Origin of the sequence: Phyllobacterium myrsinacearum, from assembly GCF_002980555.1 — a bacterium.
Taxonomy (GTDB): Bacteria; Pseudomonadota; Alphaproteobacteria; order Rhizobiales; family Rhizobiaceae; genus Phyllobacterium; species Phyllobacterium myrsinacearum.
The window spans coordinates 53,560-71,896 of sequence record NZ_PVBT01000007.1; the positions used below are offsets into that span (position 1 = coordinate 53,560).

Below are 18,337 nucleotides of genomic sequence, written 5' to 3' on the forward strand. Positions count from 1 at the left end.
CCTGAGGAATTCTGAATATGACGAAACTGAAGATCGGCATCATCGTTGGCAGCACGCGCATTGGCCGCTTTGCCGAGTTCCCGGCAAAATGGATCGCCGAGATTGCAGGCAAACGCGCCGATGTCGAGGTCGAAATCCTTGATCTCATCGACTATCCGATGGCGTTCTTCGGCGAAGAGCGCGCAACCACGGAACAGAGCGAGACAGCGGAACGCTGGAAGAAGAAACTGCGCGAATTCGATGCCTATGTGGTTACGGTCGCCGAATACAACCATGCGCCGACGGGCGTGCTGAAAAACGCGATCGATCTTGGCGATTTCATCCACAAGCCGGTCGGTTTCGTCGGCTATGGCGGCGTCGGCGGCGCGCGTGCCGTCGAGCACCTTCGCCTGATTTTCGTCGAGATGAGCGCGGCATCGGTCAAAACCGGCATCCACATCTCCTTCCCGGAATATCTGAGCGTGGTCAAAGGCGAAAAGACGCTTGGCGACTATGCCCACCTGAATGAAGCAGCCACCAATCAGCTCGACCAGCTTGTCTGGTGGGGACAGGCGCTGAAGGCAGCCCGCTCCGCATAAATTCTAAAGGGCGGCCGTTCCAACGGCCGCCCTTTTGCTTTTCAGCCATACCGAACAGGGAGACCCGCCATGACCAAGAAGCTTACCCTCATCAGCCATCTCCTTTGCCCCTACGTGCAGCGCGCGGCGATTGCACTGGCGGAAAAAGGCGTGCCCTTCGACAAGATCTATATCGATCTCAATGCCAAGCCGGACTGGTTCCTCAAGATATCGCCGCTGGGCAAGGTCCCGCTCCTCAAGGTGGAACAGGACGACGGCAGCGAGGCCATCCTGTTTGAAAGCTCGGTCATTGCCGAATATATCGAAGAGACCGAGGGTGAACCGCGCCTGCATCCCGACAATGCCCTCGACCGGGCCCGCCATCGCGGCTGGATGGAATTCGGCTCGACCATCCTTTCGGATATCTGGTCACTGGAAACCACCAAAGACGCAGCGCTGTTCAACGACAAGCTCGCGACACTGAAAGCCAAGTTTGCCCGCCTCGAAGAGGTTCTCGGCGACGGGCCGTTCTTTGCCGGAGCAAAATTCAGCCTCGTCGATGCGGTGTTTGCTCCGGTTTTCCGCTACTTCGATACGTTCGATGCACTCGGCGATCACGGCGTGTTTGCCGCTTACCCGAACGTGCGTGCGTGGCGCCGCGCCCTGTCGGAGCGCGCGAGTGTCAAGGCTGCGGTCACGCCGGAATATCCGCAGCTGCTGCGCCAGTTCATGGAGCGCTACGATGCGCACATGCTGAAGCTGGCCGCCTGAGCGTGTCCCGGCTATTGGTCTGACCAGACCGCAAGCTCGTAGCCATCCGGGTCGGCGAAGTGAAAGCGCCGGCCGCCCGGGAAATCGAAAATGGGCTTGACGATTTTTCCGCCGGCTGTTTCGACGCGCTTCTGAGCACCGGCAAGGTCATCGGCGAAGAGAATGACCAGCGGCCCGCCGGTCCGCGCATCACCGCCTGCAGCAAAGCCGCCGGTGAGATTGCCGTCGGAAAATTCGCAATATTCCGGCCCGTAATCCTTGAAAGTCCAGCCGAACGCCGCGCCATAGAAGGCCCGCATGCGGCCGATATCACTGACGTTGAATTCGATATAGTCGATCCGTTTGTCCTTGCCCGATGGAGCCATCATCTGTCCTTCATGTCTGTGGTGTTTCCAAAACGGCTTTCAATGCCGTCAAATCTCTCAAAACCCAGGCGGCGTCTTCGGCAAACTTCCCGTCGCTCATCTCAGGCATGCGGAACAGCGTGAAACTGACCTCGCAGCCATCATTGTTCGGGATCACGCGCAACGGCACATAGACTTCCTCGCCGGTCTCCGTCACGACCCAATGATCCAGCACCCCATAGGCATTCAGCGGGGCGAAGCGGATGCGTAGTTTCCCGGCCGGGCCGTCCGCAAGCCATTCGTCGCCGAGTTTCTGCAAACCGGATGCCAGCCCGGATGCCCATTTCGGCACATTCTCCGGATCGGACGCGAAGTCGTAAACCGCGCGCCAATCCCGTTCGATGGAAACCTGTAGAGTTCGCGAGTCACGCGTCACCACGGCCTGTCCTCCCCATTTGCACGTTACCTATCGTTGATCCCGCCGGCCCTGTCTTGAACAAAACGGCCAATCAGGCGGCCATCTGCTGCACGACGTCGCCGGGCGAAATGCCCGCCAGCGCTTTTACCTCCCGGCTCAGATGCGCCTGATCGGCATAATCCGCCTCGAAGGCCAGCATGCCAAGGCTGCTTTCCGGTGTACATTGCGCCAGATGGAGGAAATGCTGAAAGCGCAGGATGCGTTCGAGTGTCTTTGGGCCATAGCCGAAATGGGTCCGGCAGTGCCGCCGCAAGGTGCGCGCACTCATGTCGAGATGGCTGGCAAGCCGGGAGACATGCGACCCCTCGCCCACCCGGCCAAGCACCGAGAAGGTATGGGACATAACCGCATCAGGCCGGTCAATCGCGCCCGCCATTGCGGCGATGCCCGCTTCCAGCCGCCGCATGGCATCCGCTTCGGATTGTGCCGGGCTCAGGGCGTCCACAAGCGCGGCAGCCTTTGTGCCCCACAATTCACTGAGATCAACGCGCAAGCCGACGAGTTCGGACATGGGCAGGCCAAGCCATTTTGCGGCAGCACCCGGCGCGAAGCGCAGGCCGACGACGCTGGTTATGCCGGGGTCGACCACATGGGGTGCGATGTCGGGCCCGGCGACGCTCAAGCGGCCTTGCGACCACAGGATATCGACGCAGCCATCGGGAACAACCGTCACCGGCTTTCCCCCGGCATGTGGGCTCACATGGCTCCAGACGCAGAGAAAATGCGGCTTGAGCGCCGCCTGGGGCACCGACTCACGATACTGCCCCGAGCAATTGGCAAGAACAGGCGTCTCCTGGTGTGAATTCATGGGGAACCCCGCTGAAATTTTCGTTTGCGCAGAACGCCGTATAATCGATTTTATCCCATTGCCGAACGATTTCCAGAACAACATTCTCCTGGCAAACCTTGCCTCGCGCGGAGGTTAGCAGTAGTTCTTCCGGCAACTTCCAACAGGATAGAAAGCACGATGAGCAATACCCGCACCGAAACAGATACGTTTGGTCCCATCGAAGTCGCCGCGGACAAATACTGGGGCGCGCAAACCGAGCGCTCGCTGCATAATTTCAAGATCGGCGGCGAAAGAATGCCGATCCCGCTCGTCCGCGCCCTCGGCATCGTCAAGCGCGCTGCCGCCGAGACCAACATGGCGCTCGGCAAGCTCGACGAGGTGACCGGCCGCGCCATCACCGTCGCAGCGGAAGAAGTCATCGAAGGCAAGCTGGACGATCATTTTCCGCTCGTCGTCTGGCAGACCGGTTCCGGCACCCAGTCGAACATGAATGCCAATGAGGTCATTTCCAACCGCGCCATCGAGATGCTTGGCGGGGAAAAGGGCTCGAAGAAGCCGGTTCATCCGAACGACCACGTCAATATGAGCCAGTCGTCGAACGACACGTTCCCGACCGCCATCCATATCGCCACCGCCGTCGAGGCGACCAAGCGGCTCTATCCTGCCCTTGACCATCTCACCGCCGCCCTGGCGAAGAAGGAAAAGGCCTTTGCCGATATCATCAAGATCGGCCGCACACATACCCAGGACGCAACACCGGTCACGCTCGGCCAGGAATTCTCCGGCTATCGCGCCGCGTTGGAATATGCCCGCAAGCGCATCGAACAGAGCCTTGCCGATGTGTTCCTGCTGGCGCAGGGCGGCACGGCCGTCGGCACCGGCCTGAATGCGCCGGTTGGTTTCGACACGGGCTTTGCCGAAGCCGTGTCTGATATCACCGGCCTCAGCTTCAGGACGGCACCGAACAAGTTCGAAGCGCTTGCCAGCCATGGCGCACTCGCCAATTTCCATGGCAGCCTGAATGCCCTTGCCACCGATCTTTTCAAGATTGGCAACGACATCCGCTTTTTGGGTTCGGGCCCCCGCTCCGGCCTGGGCGAGCTGAAGCTGCCGGAAAACGAACCGGGCTCGTCGATCATGCCGGGCAAGGTCAACCCCACGCAGGCCGAAGCGCTGACGATGGTGGCCGCACAGGTATTCGGCAACCAGACGACCGTCACGGTCGCAGCCAGCCAGGGCCATTTCGAACTCAATGTCTTCAAGCCGGTCATTGCCCTCAACGTCCTGCAGTCGATCCGTCTGCTTGCGGATTCGATGGTGTCCTTCGCCGACAATTGCGTCGAAGGCATCGAAGCGGATGAAGTGCGGATCAAGGACCTGCTCGAGCGTTCCCTGATGCTGGTGACGGCGCTTGCGCCCGCCATCGGCTATGACAATGCCGCCAAAATCGCCAAGACCGCCCATAAGAATGGCACAACCCTGCGCGAGGAAGCACTGGCCAGCGGCCACGTTTCGGCCGAGGATTATGACCGCCTCGTTCGCCCGGAACGCATGATCGCACCGGAATGAGAAGAGAAAATCATTTCGTTGTGAACAATGCGTCGAGAAAATAGTGGCTTTGTTTGACAATCGAATTTAGATATTCGGTTGTCACGACAAACTCTGGAGAACGATCCCATGTCAGACAACGCACTTGCCAACTCAACAACGTCCAGCAATGCCATCGTCACGCTGATCAGCCGCATTCTGCTGACCCTTTTGTTCATCCCGGCGGGATATGGCAAGCTGACCAACTTGGCCGGTACGGCTGAATATTTTGCAGCCAAGAGCCTGCCGCTGCCAACGGTAACAGCTGTTATCGTCGGTCTCGTCGAACTCGTGGGCGGCCTTGCCGTTCTCTTCGGCTTCCAGACACGCTATGCCGCCATTCTTCTCGGCCTCTTCACGCTCGGCGCCGCCTATGTCGGTCACTGGGCACCGTTCGAAAGCATCCAGTTCTTCAAGAACCTTGCTATCGCCGGCGGTTTCTTCGTTTTGGCCCAGCATGGTGCAGGCTCGCTTTCGGTCGATGCCAAGCTTCGCTGAAATCAATCGAGGTTTCATGAAAAAGGCCGCTTAACGCGGCCTTTTTTATTGCCCGGTTTTCCCGGTCAGTTCGAAGCCTTGGCTTCGCTCACCAGAACCGGTTTGTCCCGGTAATCCTGCGGGAAGAACTTGCTGAGGCCCTCGATCTTCGGCAGATCGTAATAGGCGATATAGGGCTGCGACGGATGCAGCGTTGCATAATCCTGATGATAGCCCTCCGCGGGATAGAATGTATCCAGCGCGGAAATCTTGGTGACGATCGGTCCCGAATAGGCCTTTACCTTGTCCAATTGGGCGATATAGGCTTGGGCAATCTTCGCCTGATCCTCATTGGTGGTGAAAATCGCCGAGCGGTACTGTGTTCCCGAATCCGGCCCCTGCCGGTTCAGTTCGGTCGGATTGTGCACCACGGAGAAATAGACCTGCAGGATCTTGCCGAGGCTGACCACCTTGGGATCGAACGTCACCTCGACGGATTCCGCGTGGCCCGTGTTGCCGGAACTGACTGTCTCATAGCTCGCGGTTTCCTTCTTGCCGCCGGAATAACCGGATACGGCATTGGTGACGCCCTTCAGGTGCTGGTAGACACCCTGCACGCCCCAGAAGCAGCCGCCGGCGAGAACGATCGTTTCCGTCTTTGCGGTTGCCGTCTGGTCGATAGCGGGTGGCGGCACCATGGTGATGCTTTCGGCAAAGGCGGTGGCCGGCGTAAAGATGAGGCAGGAGGCGAGCAGAATTTGACGCAATTTCATATCGATGATCCTTTCCCGGATATCAGGCGGCAGCTGGTTTGAAGGTAAGGGCAACGCCGTTCATGCAATAGCGCAGACCGGTCGGCTGCGGCCCGTCGTCAAAGACATGGCCGAGATGGCCGCCGCAGCGGTGACAATTGACGGCGGTGCGTGTCATGCCGAACGAACTGTCCGACACTTCCGTCACGGCTCCCTTGATCGGCGCCCAGAAACTCGGCCAGCCGGTGCCGCTGTCAAATTTCGTATCGGAATCGAAGAGCGGCAGATCACACCCGGCGCAGGCAAAGGTCCCCTTGCGCTTTTCGTGGTTGAGCGGGCTTGAGAACGGGCGCTCCGTGCCTTCCCGGCGCAGCACGTCATACTGGTCCGATGTGAGCAGCTTCTTCCATTCGGCATCCGTGTGCTCGACCTCAAACGTGCCGGCTGCATAGGCCTTGGGCTGGGTGGAAAAGCGTGCGGCAAGCAGCGCTCCAAGTCCCAGAACAGCACCGCCAAAAAGCGATCGGCGTGTCATCATGACAAAGTCTCCCTGAACAGGATGACCGAAACATACCAGTCATCTGCAGGGGAATACGTACGGGAGGCAACAAAAGTTACAGGGCCCGCGCAATATCACGGATAGTTGATGCTTAGCCGTGCGCTATCGCCGCCTGTATGCGCTGCGCCAGGGCCGCAACGGCCGCTGGATCGGCACTGCGGCGCGAGGAAACCAGGCACGCCTCCGATTTGAGGATGATGCCGTCTTCCAGCACTTTCAGATGATTGGCCTGCAGGGTCGAACCGGTCGAGGTGATATCGACAATGATATCGGCGGAGCCGGATGCGGGCGCGCCCTCGGTGGCGCCAAGGCTTTCAACGATGCGGTAGACCTGGATACCGTGCATCTGCGAGAAAAACTGCTGAGTGAGGCGCCAGTATTTGGTGGCGATCCGCATGCGCCTGCCGTGACGCTGGCGGTACTCGGCTGCCACATCGTCAAGGTCAGCCATCGTCGACACGTCGTACCAGACTTCCGGCACGGCCACGACCACATCCGCATGGCCGAACCCCAGCCGCGCTTCGATCTGCACGCGCTCGTCGGCGGAGGACAGGCTCTCGCGGATGAGGTCCTCGCCTGTCACACCGAGATCGACGCTGCCATAGCCAAGCTCGCGGGCAATCTCGGAGGCCGACAGAAACAGGATGTCGATCCTGCTGTCGCCCTCAACCTGCGCACGATAATTGCGCTGATCTTTCGGCAGGATGACCTTCAGTCCGGCCTTTTCAAGCACGTCCAGTGCCTGTTCCTTGAGGCGGCCTTTGGAGGGAAGCGCGAGCGTGATGGTCATTGCGCCTCTCCGGCAATTTTCTCCAGCCGGTCGAGCCAGATCGAAAAACCGACGCCGGGAATGGAATCGACCGCGCCGAGCATGGTCAAAAGCCGGTCATAGCGCCCGCCGCCGACGATGGCGCCGAGGTCGGGGCTGTTCAGTGCGCGGGTTTCGTAGACAAGGCCGGTGTAATAATCGAGCGGGCGGCCAAAGGCAGCGTCGTAGACGATATTTTCCTGCTCGATCCCCGCTTCGCGCACGGCAACAACCCGGGCTTCGAACTGGTCGAGAGCAGGACCGAGGTCAAATTCATTGGCACGCGAGAACGTGCGCAGATGGGACGACGCAGCCTGCAACGGCACGCGTATGGCAAGAAAAGTTTCGAGCGCGGCAAAGGCCTGCGCCGGCAGCTTGACCGAGGCCAGATTGGCCTTCTCGATCAGGCGGCGCGCAATCTCCTGCGGGCTGCGCCCGGCACCGGGCGACAGACCCGCCACCTGCATGTCCTGCTCCAGCGCGGCGGCAAGTCCGGTCTCGTCGCCGTCTGCAACCAGCGCAGTGAGATGGTCGGGCAGAGAACCGTTCTTCTGGCTGGACGAGAGATCGGCAAGCAGGCTTTTGAGTTGGCCCGGATTGCCAAAGGCGCGCGCCAGCTTTTTCTGCCAGCCGCGCGGCAGGCCGAGTGCCGCCAGAACCGCTTCGAAAATCGCCTGATCGCCGAGCAGCGTTTCAAGCTCGGCCTTCGGCGCGACGAGACGGATGGAGGCAATGGCGTCTGCCAGCGACCGGGCATCGGCGCGGGCGCGGTTGGCATCGCCCAGATCCTCAACCCCGGCCTGAAAGAATTCGTTGCCGCCCTCACGCCGCTGGCGGAAGACTTCGCCGAGATAGCCATAGCGCTTGGGTGTGGCGGCATTCAGCTCGATGTGGTTGCGGCAGACCGGTATGGTAAATTCCGGGCGCAGGCACAGGCTCTGGCCATTCTCGTTCTCGGTGAGGAAAATCCGGCGGCGCAAGTCTTCGCCCGCCATATCGAGAAACTGGTCAGCCGGTTGAATGACCGGAATATCCACAAGCTCCGCATCCCGCGCTGAAATCAGCGCGGCGAGATCACTGGCAAAGACAGGAGCACGGGAACCGGTCATATCAGATCAGCCTGCCTTCGCGGCGTTGGCACGATCCTCAGCCTGGGCTTCGAGAATCTTGCGCACTTCCGCCACGAGATCGCTTTCCCTGGCAGTGATCTGTGCCTGACGGCCTTCACGCCACACGGTATTGTCCTCGATCTCGGCCGAAAGACGCGCCCCTTCGATCAGGTCCTTGATCTGCACTTCACCATTGTCGCGTTCCTGCGAACCCTGAATGATAACGCAGGGTGCGCCGCGCCGGTCGGCATATTTCATCTGCGGCTTCATGCCGGAACCGCCAAGATACATTTCCGCGCGAATGCCCGCCTGCCTGAGGTCCGAAACCATCTTCTGGTAGCGGCCGAGACTTGCCGTGTCGCGGTCCATGACCAGCACGACGACCGGCCCGACATTATCCGACGTGTCAAGCTTGCCAAGGTTCTTCAGGGCCGTCATCAGGCGTGATACGCCGATGGAAAAGCCCGTTGCCGGCGTGGGTTCGCCGCGGAAACGCGACACCAGACCATCATAACGGCCGCCGCCGCCGACGGAACCGAAAACGACCTTTTCGCCCTTCTCGTTGGTCACGTCGAAGGTCAGTTCGGCTTCGAACACCGGACCGGTATAATATTCGAGACCGCGCACCACGGACGGGTCAATGCGAATGCGTGCGCCATAACCGGCTGCCGACGACAGGGCCTCGATGGTGGCGAGTTCGGCAACGCCTTCGACACCCTTGTCGTTGCCGGCGACAACGGCTTCCAGATTGGCAATGGTTTCGCTGCCATTGGCACCGCCAGCGGAGGTAAATGCCAGCACCTTGGTGATCGCCGCCTCGTCGAGGCCCGCGCCCTTGGTGAAGTCGCCGCTTTCGTCAAGACGGCCCTTGCCAAGCAGCAAACGCACACCGTCGGCGCCGAACTTGTCGAGCTTGTCGATGGCGCGCAGGACGACCAGACGCTGGCCCATCTTGTCATCGCCGCCGAGGCCGATGGACTCCAGCACGCCGTCGAGCACCTTGCGGTTGTTGACGCGGATGACATAGTCGCCGCGCTTGATGCCGACGGCTTCCATCACATCGGCCATCATCATGCACATTTCCGCATCCGCCGAGACGGAGGGCGCGCCGACCGTATCGGCATCGAACTGCATGAACTGGCGGAAACGGCCGGGACCCGGCTTTTCGTTACGGAACACCCAGCCCGCGCGGTAGCTGCGATAGGGCTTTGGCAGGCTCTCGAAATTCTCCGCTACGTAACGGGCGAGTGGCGCAGTCAGATCGTAGCGCAGCGACAGCCACTGCTCGTCATCGTCCTGGAAGGAGAACACGCCCTCGTTCGGCCGGTCCTGGTCGGGCAGGAACTTGCCGAGCGCATCGGTGTATTCGACGAGCGGCGTTTCCACCGGCTCGAAACCATAGAGGTCATAGACCTTGCGGATATCAGCCATCATCGTTTCGGCTGCACGCAGATCATCGGGAACCCGATCCACAAAACCGCGCGGCAGCCGCGCCTTCAACCTGTCTGCCTTCGTTGTCATGATTTTGATCCGATACCCTGAAGTGAATTGGAGTTTGCTCTAACCGATCAGGGCATGGAGGGCAAGGAATTACCGGCTCGCAATTGCCGCAGCAAAGCGGGTTCACGGGCCGTTTTCAGTTTCCTGCCGGTGGATCAGACAGGCCGCTTGAAGTTCGCGCGGATTTTTTCGATCTCCGCCCGGCATTTGCAGCCTTCCACATGGTCGTTCACCAGCCCCATGGCCTGCATATGCGCATACATGGTGGTCGGGCCGACAAAGCTGAAACCGCGTTTTTTCAAATCCTTGGAAAGACGCACCGATGCCGGTGTCGTCGGATTGGCCATCAGCGTGCCGTAGTCGACAATGCTGGGGCGCTCTTCAACCGGTGGTTCAAAACTCCAGAAATAGGCGGCAAGCGAACCTTTCTCCTCGAGGAGTTCAAGGACATGCCTGGCATTGTTGATGGTTGAGGTGATCTTGCCGCGATGGCGGATGATCCCGGCATTGGCCAGCAGCCGCTCGATATCCTTCTCGCCATAGCGGGCGATGCGTTCGAAATCGAAACCGTCGAACGCCTCGCGGAAATTCTCGCGCTTGCGCAGGATGGTCAGCCACGACAGGCCGGATTGAAAGCCTTCCAGGCATATCTTTTCAAACAGGCGGCGGTCGTCCGTGACGGGCCGTCCCCACTCGTGATCGTGGTAATGGATATATTCCGGCAGCGCGCCGGGCCAGGAACATCTGGTTTGCCCGTCCTCGCCCGTCATCAAACCCGTCTTTACCAGCGCTTCTTCCGTCATCTGCCTGTCCTTCCGGAACATGTTCACCTGGCATTAACCAGTCGCCGAAACCATCCGGTAACCACAACAAATAGTTTCCGGAAAGAATCGCTTTTTATTGATCCTCGTTCACTTTTTTCTACCGCCGCGCGGGCAAACTCAATCCGAAACCTGACAAATCCTGTCAGGAGCGTTGATTGCCAAGAGAATTGTCCGATGAAGACCGCGTTGCTGCTTGCCACCTCCTGCCTGACCGTCTTTGCCTTCCACGCCAATGCCAGCGAGCGCTATGCCACGCGGCCGCCGGTGGTCATGAGCCCCGATCTGTCCGCGCCCTGGGTGATGCAGCTGCGGGAGCGCCCCGTCGGCACCTCGGCGAATATTCGTGACCGGGTTATCCTGAGCGACCCGCCGGCACGCGCAACAAGCATGCATCGCCGCGAGGCGCGCCGTCCGGCCCGGACCGAAGAGGCGGCCAACCCCGCCGTGCGCGAAGTGTCATTCCGCCGCCCGGCCGAACCTGCCGCCGAAGCGCAACCCAAAAAGCGCGCCATGGACCCGAAATTCCTGCCGCAGACCGTTGCCTATAGCGGCCCGCAGGCGCCCGGCACCATCGTCATCGACACCTCCCAGCGTTTCCTCTTTCTCGTCGAAGCCGACGGCCAAGCGCGCCGCTACGGTGTTGGCGTCGGCAAGGAGGGGTTCGGCTGGAACGGCACCAACAACATCACCCGCAAGGCGGAATGGCCCGACTGGCGCCCGCCCGCGTCGATGATCGAGCGCGAGAAAGAAAAGGGCCGGATTCTCCCGGTTCACATGGAAGGCGGCCCGGCCAATCCGCTCGGCGCCCGCGCACTCTATCTCGGCGATACATTGTACCGTATTCACGGCACCAACGCACCCTGGACAATCGGTCAGGCCGTCTCCAGCGGATGTATCCGCATGCGCAATGAAGATGTCACGGATCTCTACGAACGCGTCAAAGTCGGCACGAAAGTCGTTGTGATGTGAGAGTTAGAGCGGTTTGCGGCCATATTGAATCGTTCTGCCGGAGGGAATTTGGTTCAACATGGCCGCAAACCGCTCTAGTGGGGACGGCACCGGGGGCGGTGCCGAAACTGGGCGGTGGTTCCATGGGAGCCACCGCCATTCTTTTGCCTATCCGGCAGCACGCATGACAGGCGCAGGCACGCCCTCTGGACGCGGCCCGCCATAGACCCAGTCCAGCAACTCCACCGTGTGAACAATGGGCAGCTTCGCAGCGCTGGCGATCTGCGTGATGCAGCCGATATTGCCTGTGGCGATGACGCTGGCGCCCGTTGCCTCGATGTTTTTCACCTTGCGGTCACGCAGCGTGCGGGCAATCTCCGCCTGCATAATGTTGTAGGTTCCGGCGGAGCCGCAGCAAAGATGCCCCTCGGCGGGCTCGCGGACGGTGAAACCGGCAGCCTTCAGCAAATCCTTCGGCTGCCGTGTCAGCTTCTGGCCATGCTGCATGGAACAGGCGGAGTGATAGGCGACGACGAGATCCGCCTGATGTTGCGGCGCGGGCAGATTAAGGGTCGTCAGATATTCGGTGATATCCCTGGCCAGCGCCGAGATGACGGCCGCCTTGTCGCGGTAATCCGGATCGAGCCGCAGCATATGGCCGTAATCCTTGATTGTCGTGCCGCAGCCCGACGCCGTGACGATGATGGCGTCGAGCCCGCCCGTGTTCAACTCACGCGTCCAGACGTCGACGTTGCGGCGGGCATCGTCCAGCGCAGCCTCCTCGCGCCCCATATGGTGGACGAGAGAGCCGCAGCAGCCCTCGCCTTTCGGCACGACAACTTCAACGCCGAGGCGGGTCAAAAGACGGATTGCCGCCTCGTTGATGCCGGGCTTCAGCACCGGCTGGGCGCAGCCCGTCAGAATGGCGACCCGGCCCCGCTTTTCCTGTGCCGGCTTGTGCAGGCCCGGCTCGGCAAAGCGCGATGTTGCCGGAACGGATTTCGGCGCGAGATCGAGCATGGCTGCAACCGGTTTCAGTGCCGGGATGGACCGGAACAGCGGCGCCAGGGGACGGCCGAGTTTCGCCGCCGTCAATGACAGCCGGAAGCGCTGGGGATACGGCAGAACGAACGCCAGCAGCGCCCGGATGAAACGGTTCATCACCGGACGTTTATAGGTTTTTTCGATGTGGGCGCGGGCGTGATCAACCAGATGCATGTAGTTGACGCCCGAAGGGCAGGTTGTCATGCAGGCAAGGCAGGACAGGCAGCGGTCGACATGCTTGACGATCTGCTCATCGGCAGGACGGCCATTTTCCAGCATGTCCTTGATGAGATAGATGCGCCCGCGCGGGCTGTCGAGTTCATTGCCCAGCGTGACATAGGTCGGGCAGGTGGCGGTGCAGAAGCCGCAATGGACGCATTTGCGCAGGATCTTTTCGGATTCGGCAACACCGGGGTCAAGCAACTGCTGCGGGGTGAAGTTGGTCTGCATGCTACACTCCTGCAACCATGCGGCCGGGATTGAGAATACCGTCCGGGTCAAACTGCTGTTTCAGCCGCTTCGACAGCGCCGCCAGTGCTGCGGGCTGCGGTTCAAAGACGGGGGTGGCGGCGCGGACAGCATCCGGCGCGCGCACCAGCGTGGCATGGCCGCCGCCATATTTGCGGATGAGGGCCCGGACTGCCTCCGCTTCGGGTTCTCCGTCGAGCCGCATCCAGACCAGCCCGCCCTGCCAGTCATAATAGGCATCGGCCGCAGCGCCCATGCGCATGGATGCCACCAGCTTGTAGGCTTCCATCGGCGCCATGGACACGCGCCAGACCGGCCGTTCGGTTCCATCGGCAAACGGGATGACATCGCGCACTTCCTGCCAGAGCTTGCGCGATATCTCACCGGACAGTTCCTCAATGGCACCAGCGGATGACAGCAAGCCGCGCAGCATCGCCGCTCGGTCAGCAACGGAGGGCGCAAACCCCTCCAGCCGCAGCAGTGTCGACGCCTCGCCTTTCAGAACGCCATCGACAAGCCGTCCGCAAATGTTCACCGGCAGGTGCGCCGCGGACGCCACCTCGCCGCTCGATCCCATGGCGATGGCCATAGCCCGTGCAGCCTCGTCATCCATCAGGCCGCGCACAACGAGCGTTGTCTCCGTCTCCGGCGCGGGCAGGACCTTGAAGGTGATTTCCGTTGCGATACCAAGGGTGCCCCAGGAATTGGCCATGCCCTTGGAAAGGTCGTAGCCAGTCACGTTCTTGACCACCCGGCCGCCCGATTTGAACAGCTCGCCGCGTCCCGAGACAACACGCACGCCCAGCACGTGATCGCGGGCCGATCCCGCCTTCAACCGGCGCGGACCACACAGATTGGCAGCAAGGACACCACCAAGACTGCCCTGCCCCGCCGCCTGTCCCAGCAATGGCCCGTAATCCATGGGTTCGAACTGAAAGGCCTGCCCCTTGGACGCAAGCAAGGCCTCCAGTTCCGCAATGGGTGTTCCCGCCTTGGCACTCAATACCAGTTCATCCGGTTCATAGAGTGTCACGCCGGAATGGTTCGACAGGGCTATCGTGTGCTCGGTCTGCAGCGGACGGCCGAGACCGCGCTTCGACCCATGGCCGCAGACCTCCACCGGTGCGCCCTCGGACAATGCCCACTGCACCGCCTCGACAATCTCGGCTTCGGTTGAAGGGGTGAATATGGTCATGTCAGCGCGCCCAGAAAGCTCCGGCCCCGCGGCGAGAGCCGGTAGCCAATGTCGAGACTGATGGTCAAGCCGACCTCCTTGAGTTTGCGCACATCACGCTTGAATTTGAGCTTTTCAACGCCGAGCCGGGCGGCAAGATCCGCCGCCGCCATTTCCGGGTGGTCCGCAATCACTTGCAATATCTTCCGGTGGTAGCCCGGTTGCGTCGCCGCCTTGTCCCAGCGGGCGAGCCGGTCCGCGAGGCCGGCAAGATCCGCCTGCGACAAGGCCTCCTCGCGCAAGGCTATTCTCTCGTCCACGTCCACGCCCGCAATGGCTATACGGTAGATCGCGCCGTTGCCCTGGCGCAGGTCCCGCTCCAGGGCCGCAACGTCAGCAAATCCCGCCCGCTTCGCCTCGTCCGCCGTGATCTTTTCCGGTGCGGCCAGAGAGACCTCGCCTATGATCAATGAGCCGATGGCCGTCCGCAGACGCGATCCTGTTTTCACGGTCGGCCGGGTCCAGCGCCGGAATGCCAGATCGACATCCCCGCGGGCAATGGCTTCGAGCGTATGTGCCCTGAACAACATCGGTCAGAATCTCGGAATGTCGGGAAACGGCACCTGACCGCGGTGGACATGCATCCGCCCCAGTTCGGCACAGCGATGCAACTGCGGGAAAACCTTTCCGGGGTTGAGCAGATGCTTGTCATCGAAGGCGCATTTCACGCGGATCTGCTGGTTGAGATCGATCTCGTTGAACATTTCCGGCATCAGCTCACGTTTCTCGACACCCACGCCATGTTCCCCGGTGAGAACGCCGCCCACCTTGACGCACAGCCGCAGGATATCGGCGCCAAAATCCTCCGCCTTGCGCAGTTCACCGGGAATATTGGCATCGTACAGGATGAGCGGATGCAGATTGCCATCCCCCGCATGGAAGACGTTGGCGACGCGCAATCCGTATTTTTCCGAAAGCGCCCGCATGCCCGCCAGAACCTGCGACAGTTCCTTGCGCGGGATAGTGCCATCCATGCAGAGGTAATCCGGTGAAATGCGCCCGACCGCCGGAAAGGCCGCCTTGCGCCCCGCCCAGAACGTCATCCGCTCCTCTTCGCTCTGCGATATGATGCAGGAGGAGGCGCCGTTTCTGCCGGCGATCTTCTCGACCATGTCGATCAAATGGTTGACCTCCACCGCCGGACCATCGAGCTCGATGATCAGCAGGGCTTCAACGTCGAGCGGATAGCCTGCATGGACGAAATCCTCGGCGGCGTGGATCGCCGGACGATCCATCATTTCCATACCCCCCGGAATGATGCCCGCGGCGATAATATCGGCAACGCATTGTCCGGCGGTTTCGCTCGAGGGGAAACCGACCATCAGCGCGCGGGCCGTTGCGGGCTTCTGCAGGATGCGGACGGTGACTTCCGTCACCACGCCCAGCAGACCTTCCGAACCGGTCATCAGGCCGAGCAGGTCATAGCCTTCCGAATCGAGATGCTTGCCGCCAAGCCGCACGACCTCGCCGCTGATCAGAACCATCTCCAGACCGAGGACATTGTTGGCCGTCAGCCCGTATTTCAGGCAATGCACGCCGCCGGAATTTTCCGCGACGTTGCCGCCGATCGAACAGGCGATCTGCGACGAGGGGTCCGGCGCGTAATAAAAACCTTCATGTTCCACCGCCTTGGTGATGCCGAGATTGGTCACGCCCGGCTGCACGACGGCAACGCGGTTGGGATAATCGATTTCAAGGATGCGGTTGAACCGCGACATGACGAGCAGCACCGCATCTTCGAGCGGCAAGGCGCCGCCGGACAGCGATGTTCCCGACCCGCGCGGCACGACTTTCACAGTGTTGTCGTGGCAGTATTTGAGGATCTGCGAAACCTGCCGCACGGTCTGCGGCAGAACGACAACGAGCGGAAGCTGGCGATAGGCGGTCAGCGCATCGGACTCGAACGCGCGCATTGCGCTGGCAACGTCGACAACCCCCTCGCCCGGAACGATGGCCTGCAAGGCGGCAACGATCTCCTTGCGGCGCGACATGGTCGCCGCATCGGCTTTCGGCATCACCAATCCGGACATGAAACCTCCTCCAGCAAACTCCTTAACTGGTAAATTATGTTTACCAGTGTCCATTCGAGTTTGTAAACAGTCTAAACTGTTGAATGGAGGCGGCACACAGCCAAAGTGACGCGTCTCACAGCAGACTCTCAAAGCCAGCGACAAGCGCGACAAGCCCGAATTCAAAGCCTTCATCCGGCGAGACATTCTCGATCTTCCTGAAGGCTTGACCGAGCAGCGGAAACTGCACGCCTGTCTCCGGCGCCATATCGCTCCCTGTCCCGTGTCCGGGCAGACCATTTGCCGCCATGGCGGCCTGCTGCTCGAGCACCGAACCGACGACATAATGCCCGGCCGCCTGCAGGATGTACCCGGCCGCCACAATATCAAATCCTGCGGCAACCATGAAACCGAGCTGCGCTTCCACGGCTGGGTAAAGTGCCGGACTGGGCCGCGACCCCGCGTGGACCCTGGCTCCGTCGCGGTAGGCGAGCAAGGCCCGCCGGAAGCTGCGTGCATTCTCGATGAGGAAATGCCGCCAGTCCTCATCCGGCAGCGGCAGGGAGCGGCTGTGGTTTTCCACCAGCATGGCCTCGGCCAGCGCATCGAGCAAAGCGGCCTTGTCTTTGAAATGCCAATACAATGCTGGCTGCTGCACCCCCAGAGCCGCCGCAATGCGCCTTGTGGTCAGGCCATCGACGCCCGTTTCGCCGAGCAGATCCAGGGCCGTCCTGATGACCGCCTCGCGCTGCAATTTGATATCACTTCGTTTTGCCATGCTTGACAATTTATCACCGATAAGGGATATGCGTCCAGTTACTTATCAATGATAAATAAGAGTTATCCATGACTTTCGACAAACCCCTGATCGTGATTCTGACAACGGTTACCCTTGATGCTGTGGGCGTGGGCATGATCATGCCCGTCCTGCCGGAACTCCTGACGGGGCTGACGCATGCGGACAACGTTGCCGCGCATTACGGCATTCTCCTTGCTCTCTATGCGCTGATGCAGTTTCTGTGCGCGCCGCTTCTGGGGGCGCTGAGCGACCGCTTTGGCCGGCGGCCGGTCATCCTTGTCTCCCTCGCCGGGGCGACGGCGGATTATCTGGTCATGGCGTCGGCCATGGTGCTGCCGCTGCTTTATATCGGCCGCATCATTTCGGGGGTTACCGGCGCAACCATGTCCGTGGCAAGCGCCGCCATCGCGGATATCACCCCGCAAGACGGCCGCGCGCAGCGGTTTGGCATGATCGGCGCCTGTTTCGGCCTCGGCTTCATTGCCGGCCCCCTGCTGGGCGGCATTGCCGGAGGTTTCGGCATCCACTACCCGTTTCTGCTGGCCATGGCGCTCAACGGCGCCAACTTCCTGCTCGCGCTTTTCTTCCTGCCGGAAACCAGAAAAGGTGTGAAAGCGCCGCTTGCGGCCCAAAATCTCAATCCGCTTGGCGGTTTCCGCCGGGTGACCGGCATCGGGAGCCTGACACCGCTCGTCATGGTGTTCACGCTGATCCAGCTTATCGGCCAGGTGCCTGCAGCGCTGTGGATCCTCTACACGCAGGACCGGTTCGCCTGGAGCGTTTCGGCCGTGGGTCTTTCACTGGCCGCCTTCGGCCTGTGCCATGCGCTCGTCCAGGGGCTGCTTACCGGTCCCATCACTGAAAAGCTCGGCGAAAGGCGCACGCTGATCCTTGGAATGGGCATGGACGGCATCGGCTATGTGCTGATGGGCTTTGCCAGCCAGAGCTGGATGGTCCTGCCCATCCTTGTCTTCCTGTCCATGGGCGGCATCGCCAGCCCCGCGCTCCAGTCGATCATCACGCGGCAGGTCGATGAAACCAGGCTCGGCGAAGTCCAGGGCATTCTTGCCGGCGCAACAAGCCTGACCGGCATCATCGGACCGGTGGCGTTTACCGCCATCTATGCTGCCACCCGGCCCGGCTGGAGCGGCTTTGTCTGGATTTCCGCTGCGATGCTGTACATTCCTTGCATTCCGCTGCTGCGCGCCATCGCCTATCGCCGGGCGGCAGGCCCTTCAGGGGCTTGACCTTGGATTGATCCCGCGGAAAGAGTGCGCCG

General features: G+C 61.0%; 20 protein-coding genes. 6 read left to right on the top strand and 14 right to left on the bottom strand.

Annotation, left to right across the window (positions count from 1 at the left end; all coding sequences use genetic code 11):
* Positions 1-17: 17 nt before the first annotated feature.
* The gene (locus C5750_RS20595; protein ID WP_105736266.1) at positions 18-578 is read left to right on the top strand and encodes an NADPH-dependent FMN reductase; all 561 of its coding nucleotides are present in this window, start codon (positions 18-20) and stop codon (positions 576-578) included.
* A 69-nt stretch (positions 579-647) separates the two neighbouring features.
* Positions 648-1,328: a glutathione S-transferase family protein gene (locus C5750_RS20600; RefSeq protein ID WP_105736268.1), complete on the top strand. Its 681-nt coding sequence runs from the start codon at positions 648-650 to the stop codon at positions 1,326-1,328.
* 11 nt (positions 1,329-1,339) lie between these two features.
* Here the strand turns inward: C5750_RS20600 and C5750_RS20605 are convergent, their stop codons facing one another.
* From C5750_RS20605 to C5750_RS20615, 3 genes are all read right to left on the bottom strand, one after another.
* Positions 1,340-1,693 carry a VOC family protein gene (locus tag C5750_RS20605; protein WP_105736738.1) on the bottom strand — a complete coding sequence of 118 codons (354 nt, stop codon included), beginning with the start codon at positions 1,691-1,693 and terminating at the stop codon, positions 1,340-1,342.
* Between the two features lie 10 nt (positions 1,694-1,703).
* Entirely contained in the window at positions 1,704-2,111 is a 408-nt protein-coding gene (locus tag C5750_RS20610) for an SRPBCC family protein (RefSeq protein ID WP_105736270.1), read from the bottom strand.
* A gap of 70 nt (positions 2,112-2,181) precedes the next feature.
* Positions 2,182-2,958: a helix-turn-helix domain-containing protein gene (locus tag C5750_RS20615; RefSeq protein WP_158531266.1), complete on the bottom strand. Its 777-nt coding sequence runs from the start codon at positions 2,956-2,958 to the stop codon at positions 2,182-2,184.
* Between the two features lie 159 nt (positions 2,959-3,117).
* Between C5750_RS20615 and fumC the strand changes: the two genes are divergently transcribed.
* Together fumC and C5750_RS20625 are read left to right on the top strand one after the other, a co-directional pair.
* Positions 3,118-4,509 carry a class II fumarate hydratase gene (gene fumC, locus C5750_RS20620; protein WP_105736274.1) on the top strand — a complete coding sequence of 464 codons (1,392 nt, stop codon included), beginning with the start codon at positions 3,118-3,120 and terminating at the stop codon, positions 4,507-4,509.
* 108 nt (positions 4,510-4,617) lie between these two features.
* Positions 4,618-5,025: a DoxX family protein gene (locus C5750_RS20625; RefSeq protein WP_105736276.1), complete on the top strand. Its 408-nt coding sequence runs from the start codon at positions 4,618-4,620 to the stop codon at positions 5,023-5,025.
* Positions 5,026-5,090: 65 nt separating this feature from the next.
* Here the strand turns inward: C5750_RS20625 and msrA are convergent, their stop codons facing one another.
* The 6 genes from msrA to C5750_RS20655 all read right to left on the bottom strand — a co-directional run bounded on the left by msrA (position 5,091) and on the right by C5750_RS20655 (position 10,535).
* The gene (gene msrA, locus C5750_RS20630; protein ID WP_105736278.1) at positions 5,091-5,777 is read right to left on the bottom strand and encodes a peptide-methionine (S)-S-oxide reductase MsrA; all 687 of its coding nucleotides are present in this window, start codon (positions 5,775-5,777) and stop codon (positions 5,091-5,093) included.
* Between the two features lie 22 nt (positions 5,778-5,799).
* The gene (msrB, locus tag C5750_RS20635) at positions 5,800-6,294 is read right to left on the bottom strand and encodes a peptide-methionine (R)-S-oxide reductase MsrB (protein ID WP_105736280.1); all 495 of its coding nucleotides are present in this window, start codon (positions 6,292-6,294) and stop codon (positions 5,800-5,802) included.
* A 112-nt stretch (positions 6,295-6,406) separates the two neighbouring features.
* Positions 6,407-7,105, bottom strand: coding sequence for an ATP phosphoribosyltransferase (gene hisG, locus C5750_RS20640; protein ID WP_105736282.1), 699 nt, complete (start codon positions 7,103-7,105; stop codon positions 6,407-6,409).
* Positions 7,102-8,232, bottom strand: coding sequence for an ATP phosphoribosyltransferase regulatory subunit (locus tag C5750_RS20645; RefSeq protein ID WP_105736284.1), 1,131 nt, complete (start codon positions 8,230-8,232; stop codon positions 7,102-7,104). The genes hisG and C5750_RS20645 overlap by 4 nt, the downstream gene beginning before the upstream one ends.
* Before the next feature lie 6 nt (positions 8,233-8,238).
* A complete protein-coding gene (gene hisS, locus C5750_RS20650) occupies positions 8,239-9,753 on the bottom strand; it encodes a histidine--tRNA ligase (RefSeq protein WP_105736286.1) in 1,515 nt (504 codons plus the stop codon).
* A 134-nt stretch (positions 9,754-9,887) separates the two neighbouring features.
* Entirely contained in the window at positions 9,888-10,535 is a 648-nt protein-coding gene (locus C5750_RS20655) for a DNA-3-methyladenine glycosylase I (protein ID WP_105736288.1), read from the bottom strand.
* A gap of 195 nt (positions 10,536-10,730) precedes the next feature.
* Between C5750_RS20655 and C5750_RS20660 the strand changes: the two genes are divergently transcribed.
* Positions 10,731-11,525 (top strand): L,D-transpeptidase, encoded by a 795-nt coding sequence (locus C5750_RS20660; RefSeq protein ID WP_105736290.1) that lies wholly within the window; start codon positions 10,731-10,733, stop codon positions 11,523-11,525.
* Between the two features lie 147 nt (positions 11,526-11,672).
* Here C5750_RS20660 and glcF read toward each other — a convergent pair whose 3' ends face one another.
* The 5 genes from glcF to C5750_RS20685 all read right to left on the bottom strand — a co-directional run bounded on the left by glcF (position 11,673) and on the right by C5750_RS20685 (position 17,037).
* Complete coding sequence (gene glcF, locus C5750_RS20665; protein WP_105736291.1) at positions 11,673-12,998, bottom strand: glycolate oxidase subunit GlcF; 1,326 nt, start codon at positions 12,996-12,998, stop codon at positions 11,673-11,675.
* Between the two features lies 1 nt (position 12,999).
* Positions 13,000-14,211: a glycolate oxidase subunit GlcE gene (gene glcE / locus C5750_RS20670; RefSeq protein ID WP_105736293.1), complete on the bottom strand. Its 1,212-nt coding sequence runs from the start codon at positions 14,209-14,211 to the stop codon at positions 13,000-13,002.
* The gene (locus tag C5750_RS20675) at positions 14,208-14,780 is read right to left on the bottom strand and encodes an ASCH domain-containing protein (protein WP_105736295.1); all 573 of its coding nucleotides are present in this window, start codon (positions 14,778-14,780) and stop codon (positions 14,208-14,210) included. Before C5750_RS20675 ends, glcE begins: the two co-directional genes overlap by 4 nt.
* A 3-nt stretch (positions 14,781-14,783) precedes the next feature.
* Complete coding sequence (locus C5750_RS20680; RefSeq protein ID WP_105736297.1) at positions 14,784-16,280, bottom strand: FAD-linked oxidase C-terminal domain-containing protein; 1,497 nt, start codon at positions 16,278-16,280, stop codon at positions 14,784-14,786.
* Between the two features lie 115 nt (positions 16,281-16,395).
* Positions 16,396-17,037 carry a TetR/AcrR family transcriptional regulator C-terminal domain-containing protein gene (locus C5750_RS20685; RefSeq protein WP_105736299.1) on the bottom strand — a complete coding sequence of 214 codons (642 nt, stop codon included), beginning with the start codon at positions 17,035-17,037 and terminating at the stop codon, positions 16,396-16,398.
* Positions 17,038-17,105: 68 nt separating this feature from the next.
* On the opposite strand from C5750_RS20685, the gene tet reads away from it, so the two are divergent.
* Positions 17,106-18,305, top strand: coding sequence for a Tet(A)/Tet(B)/Tet(C) family tetracycline efflux MFS transporter (tet, locus tag C5750_RS20690; protein WP_105736301.1), 1,200 nt, complete (start codon positions 17,106-17,108; stop codon positions 18,303-18,305).
* The last annotated feature ends 32 nt before the right edge of the window (positions 18,306-18,337 follow it).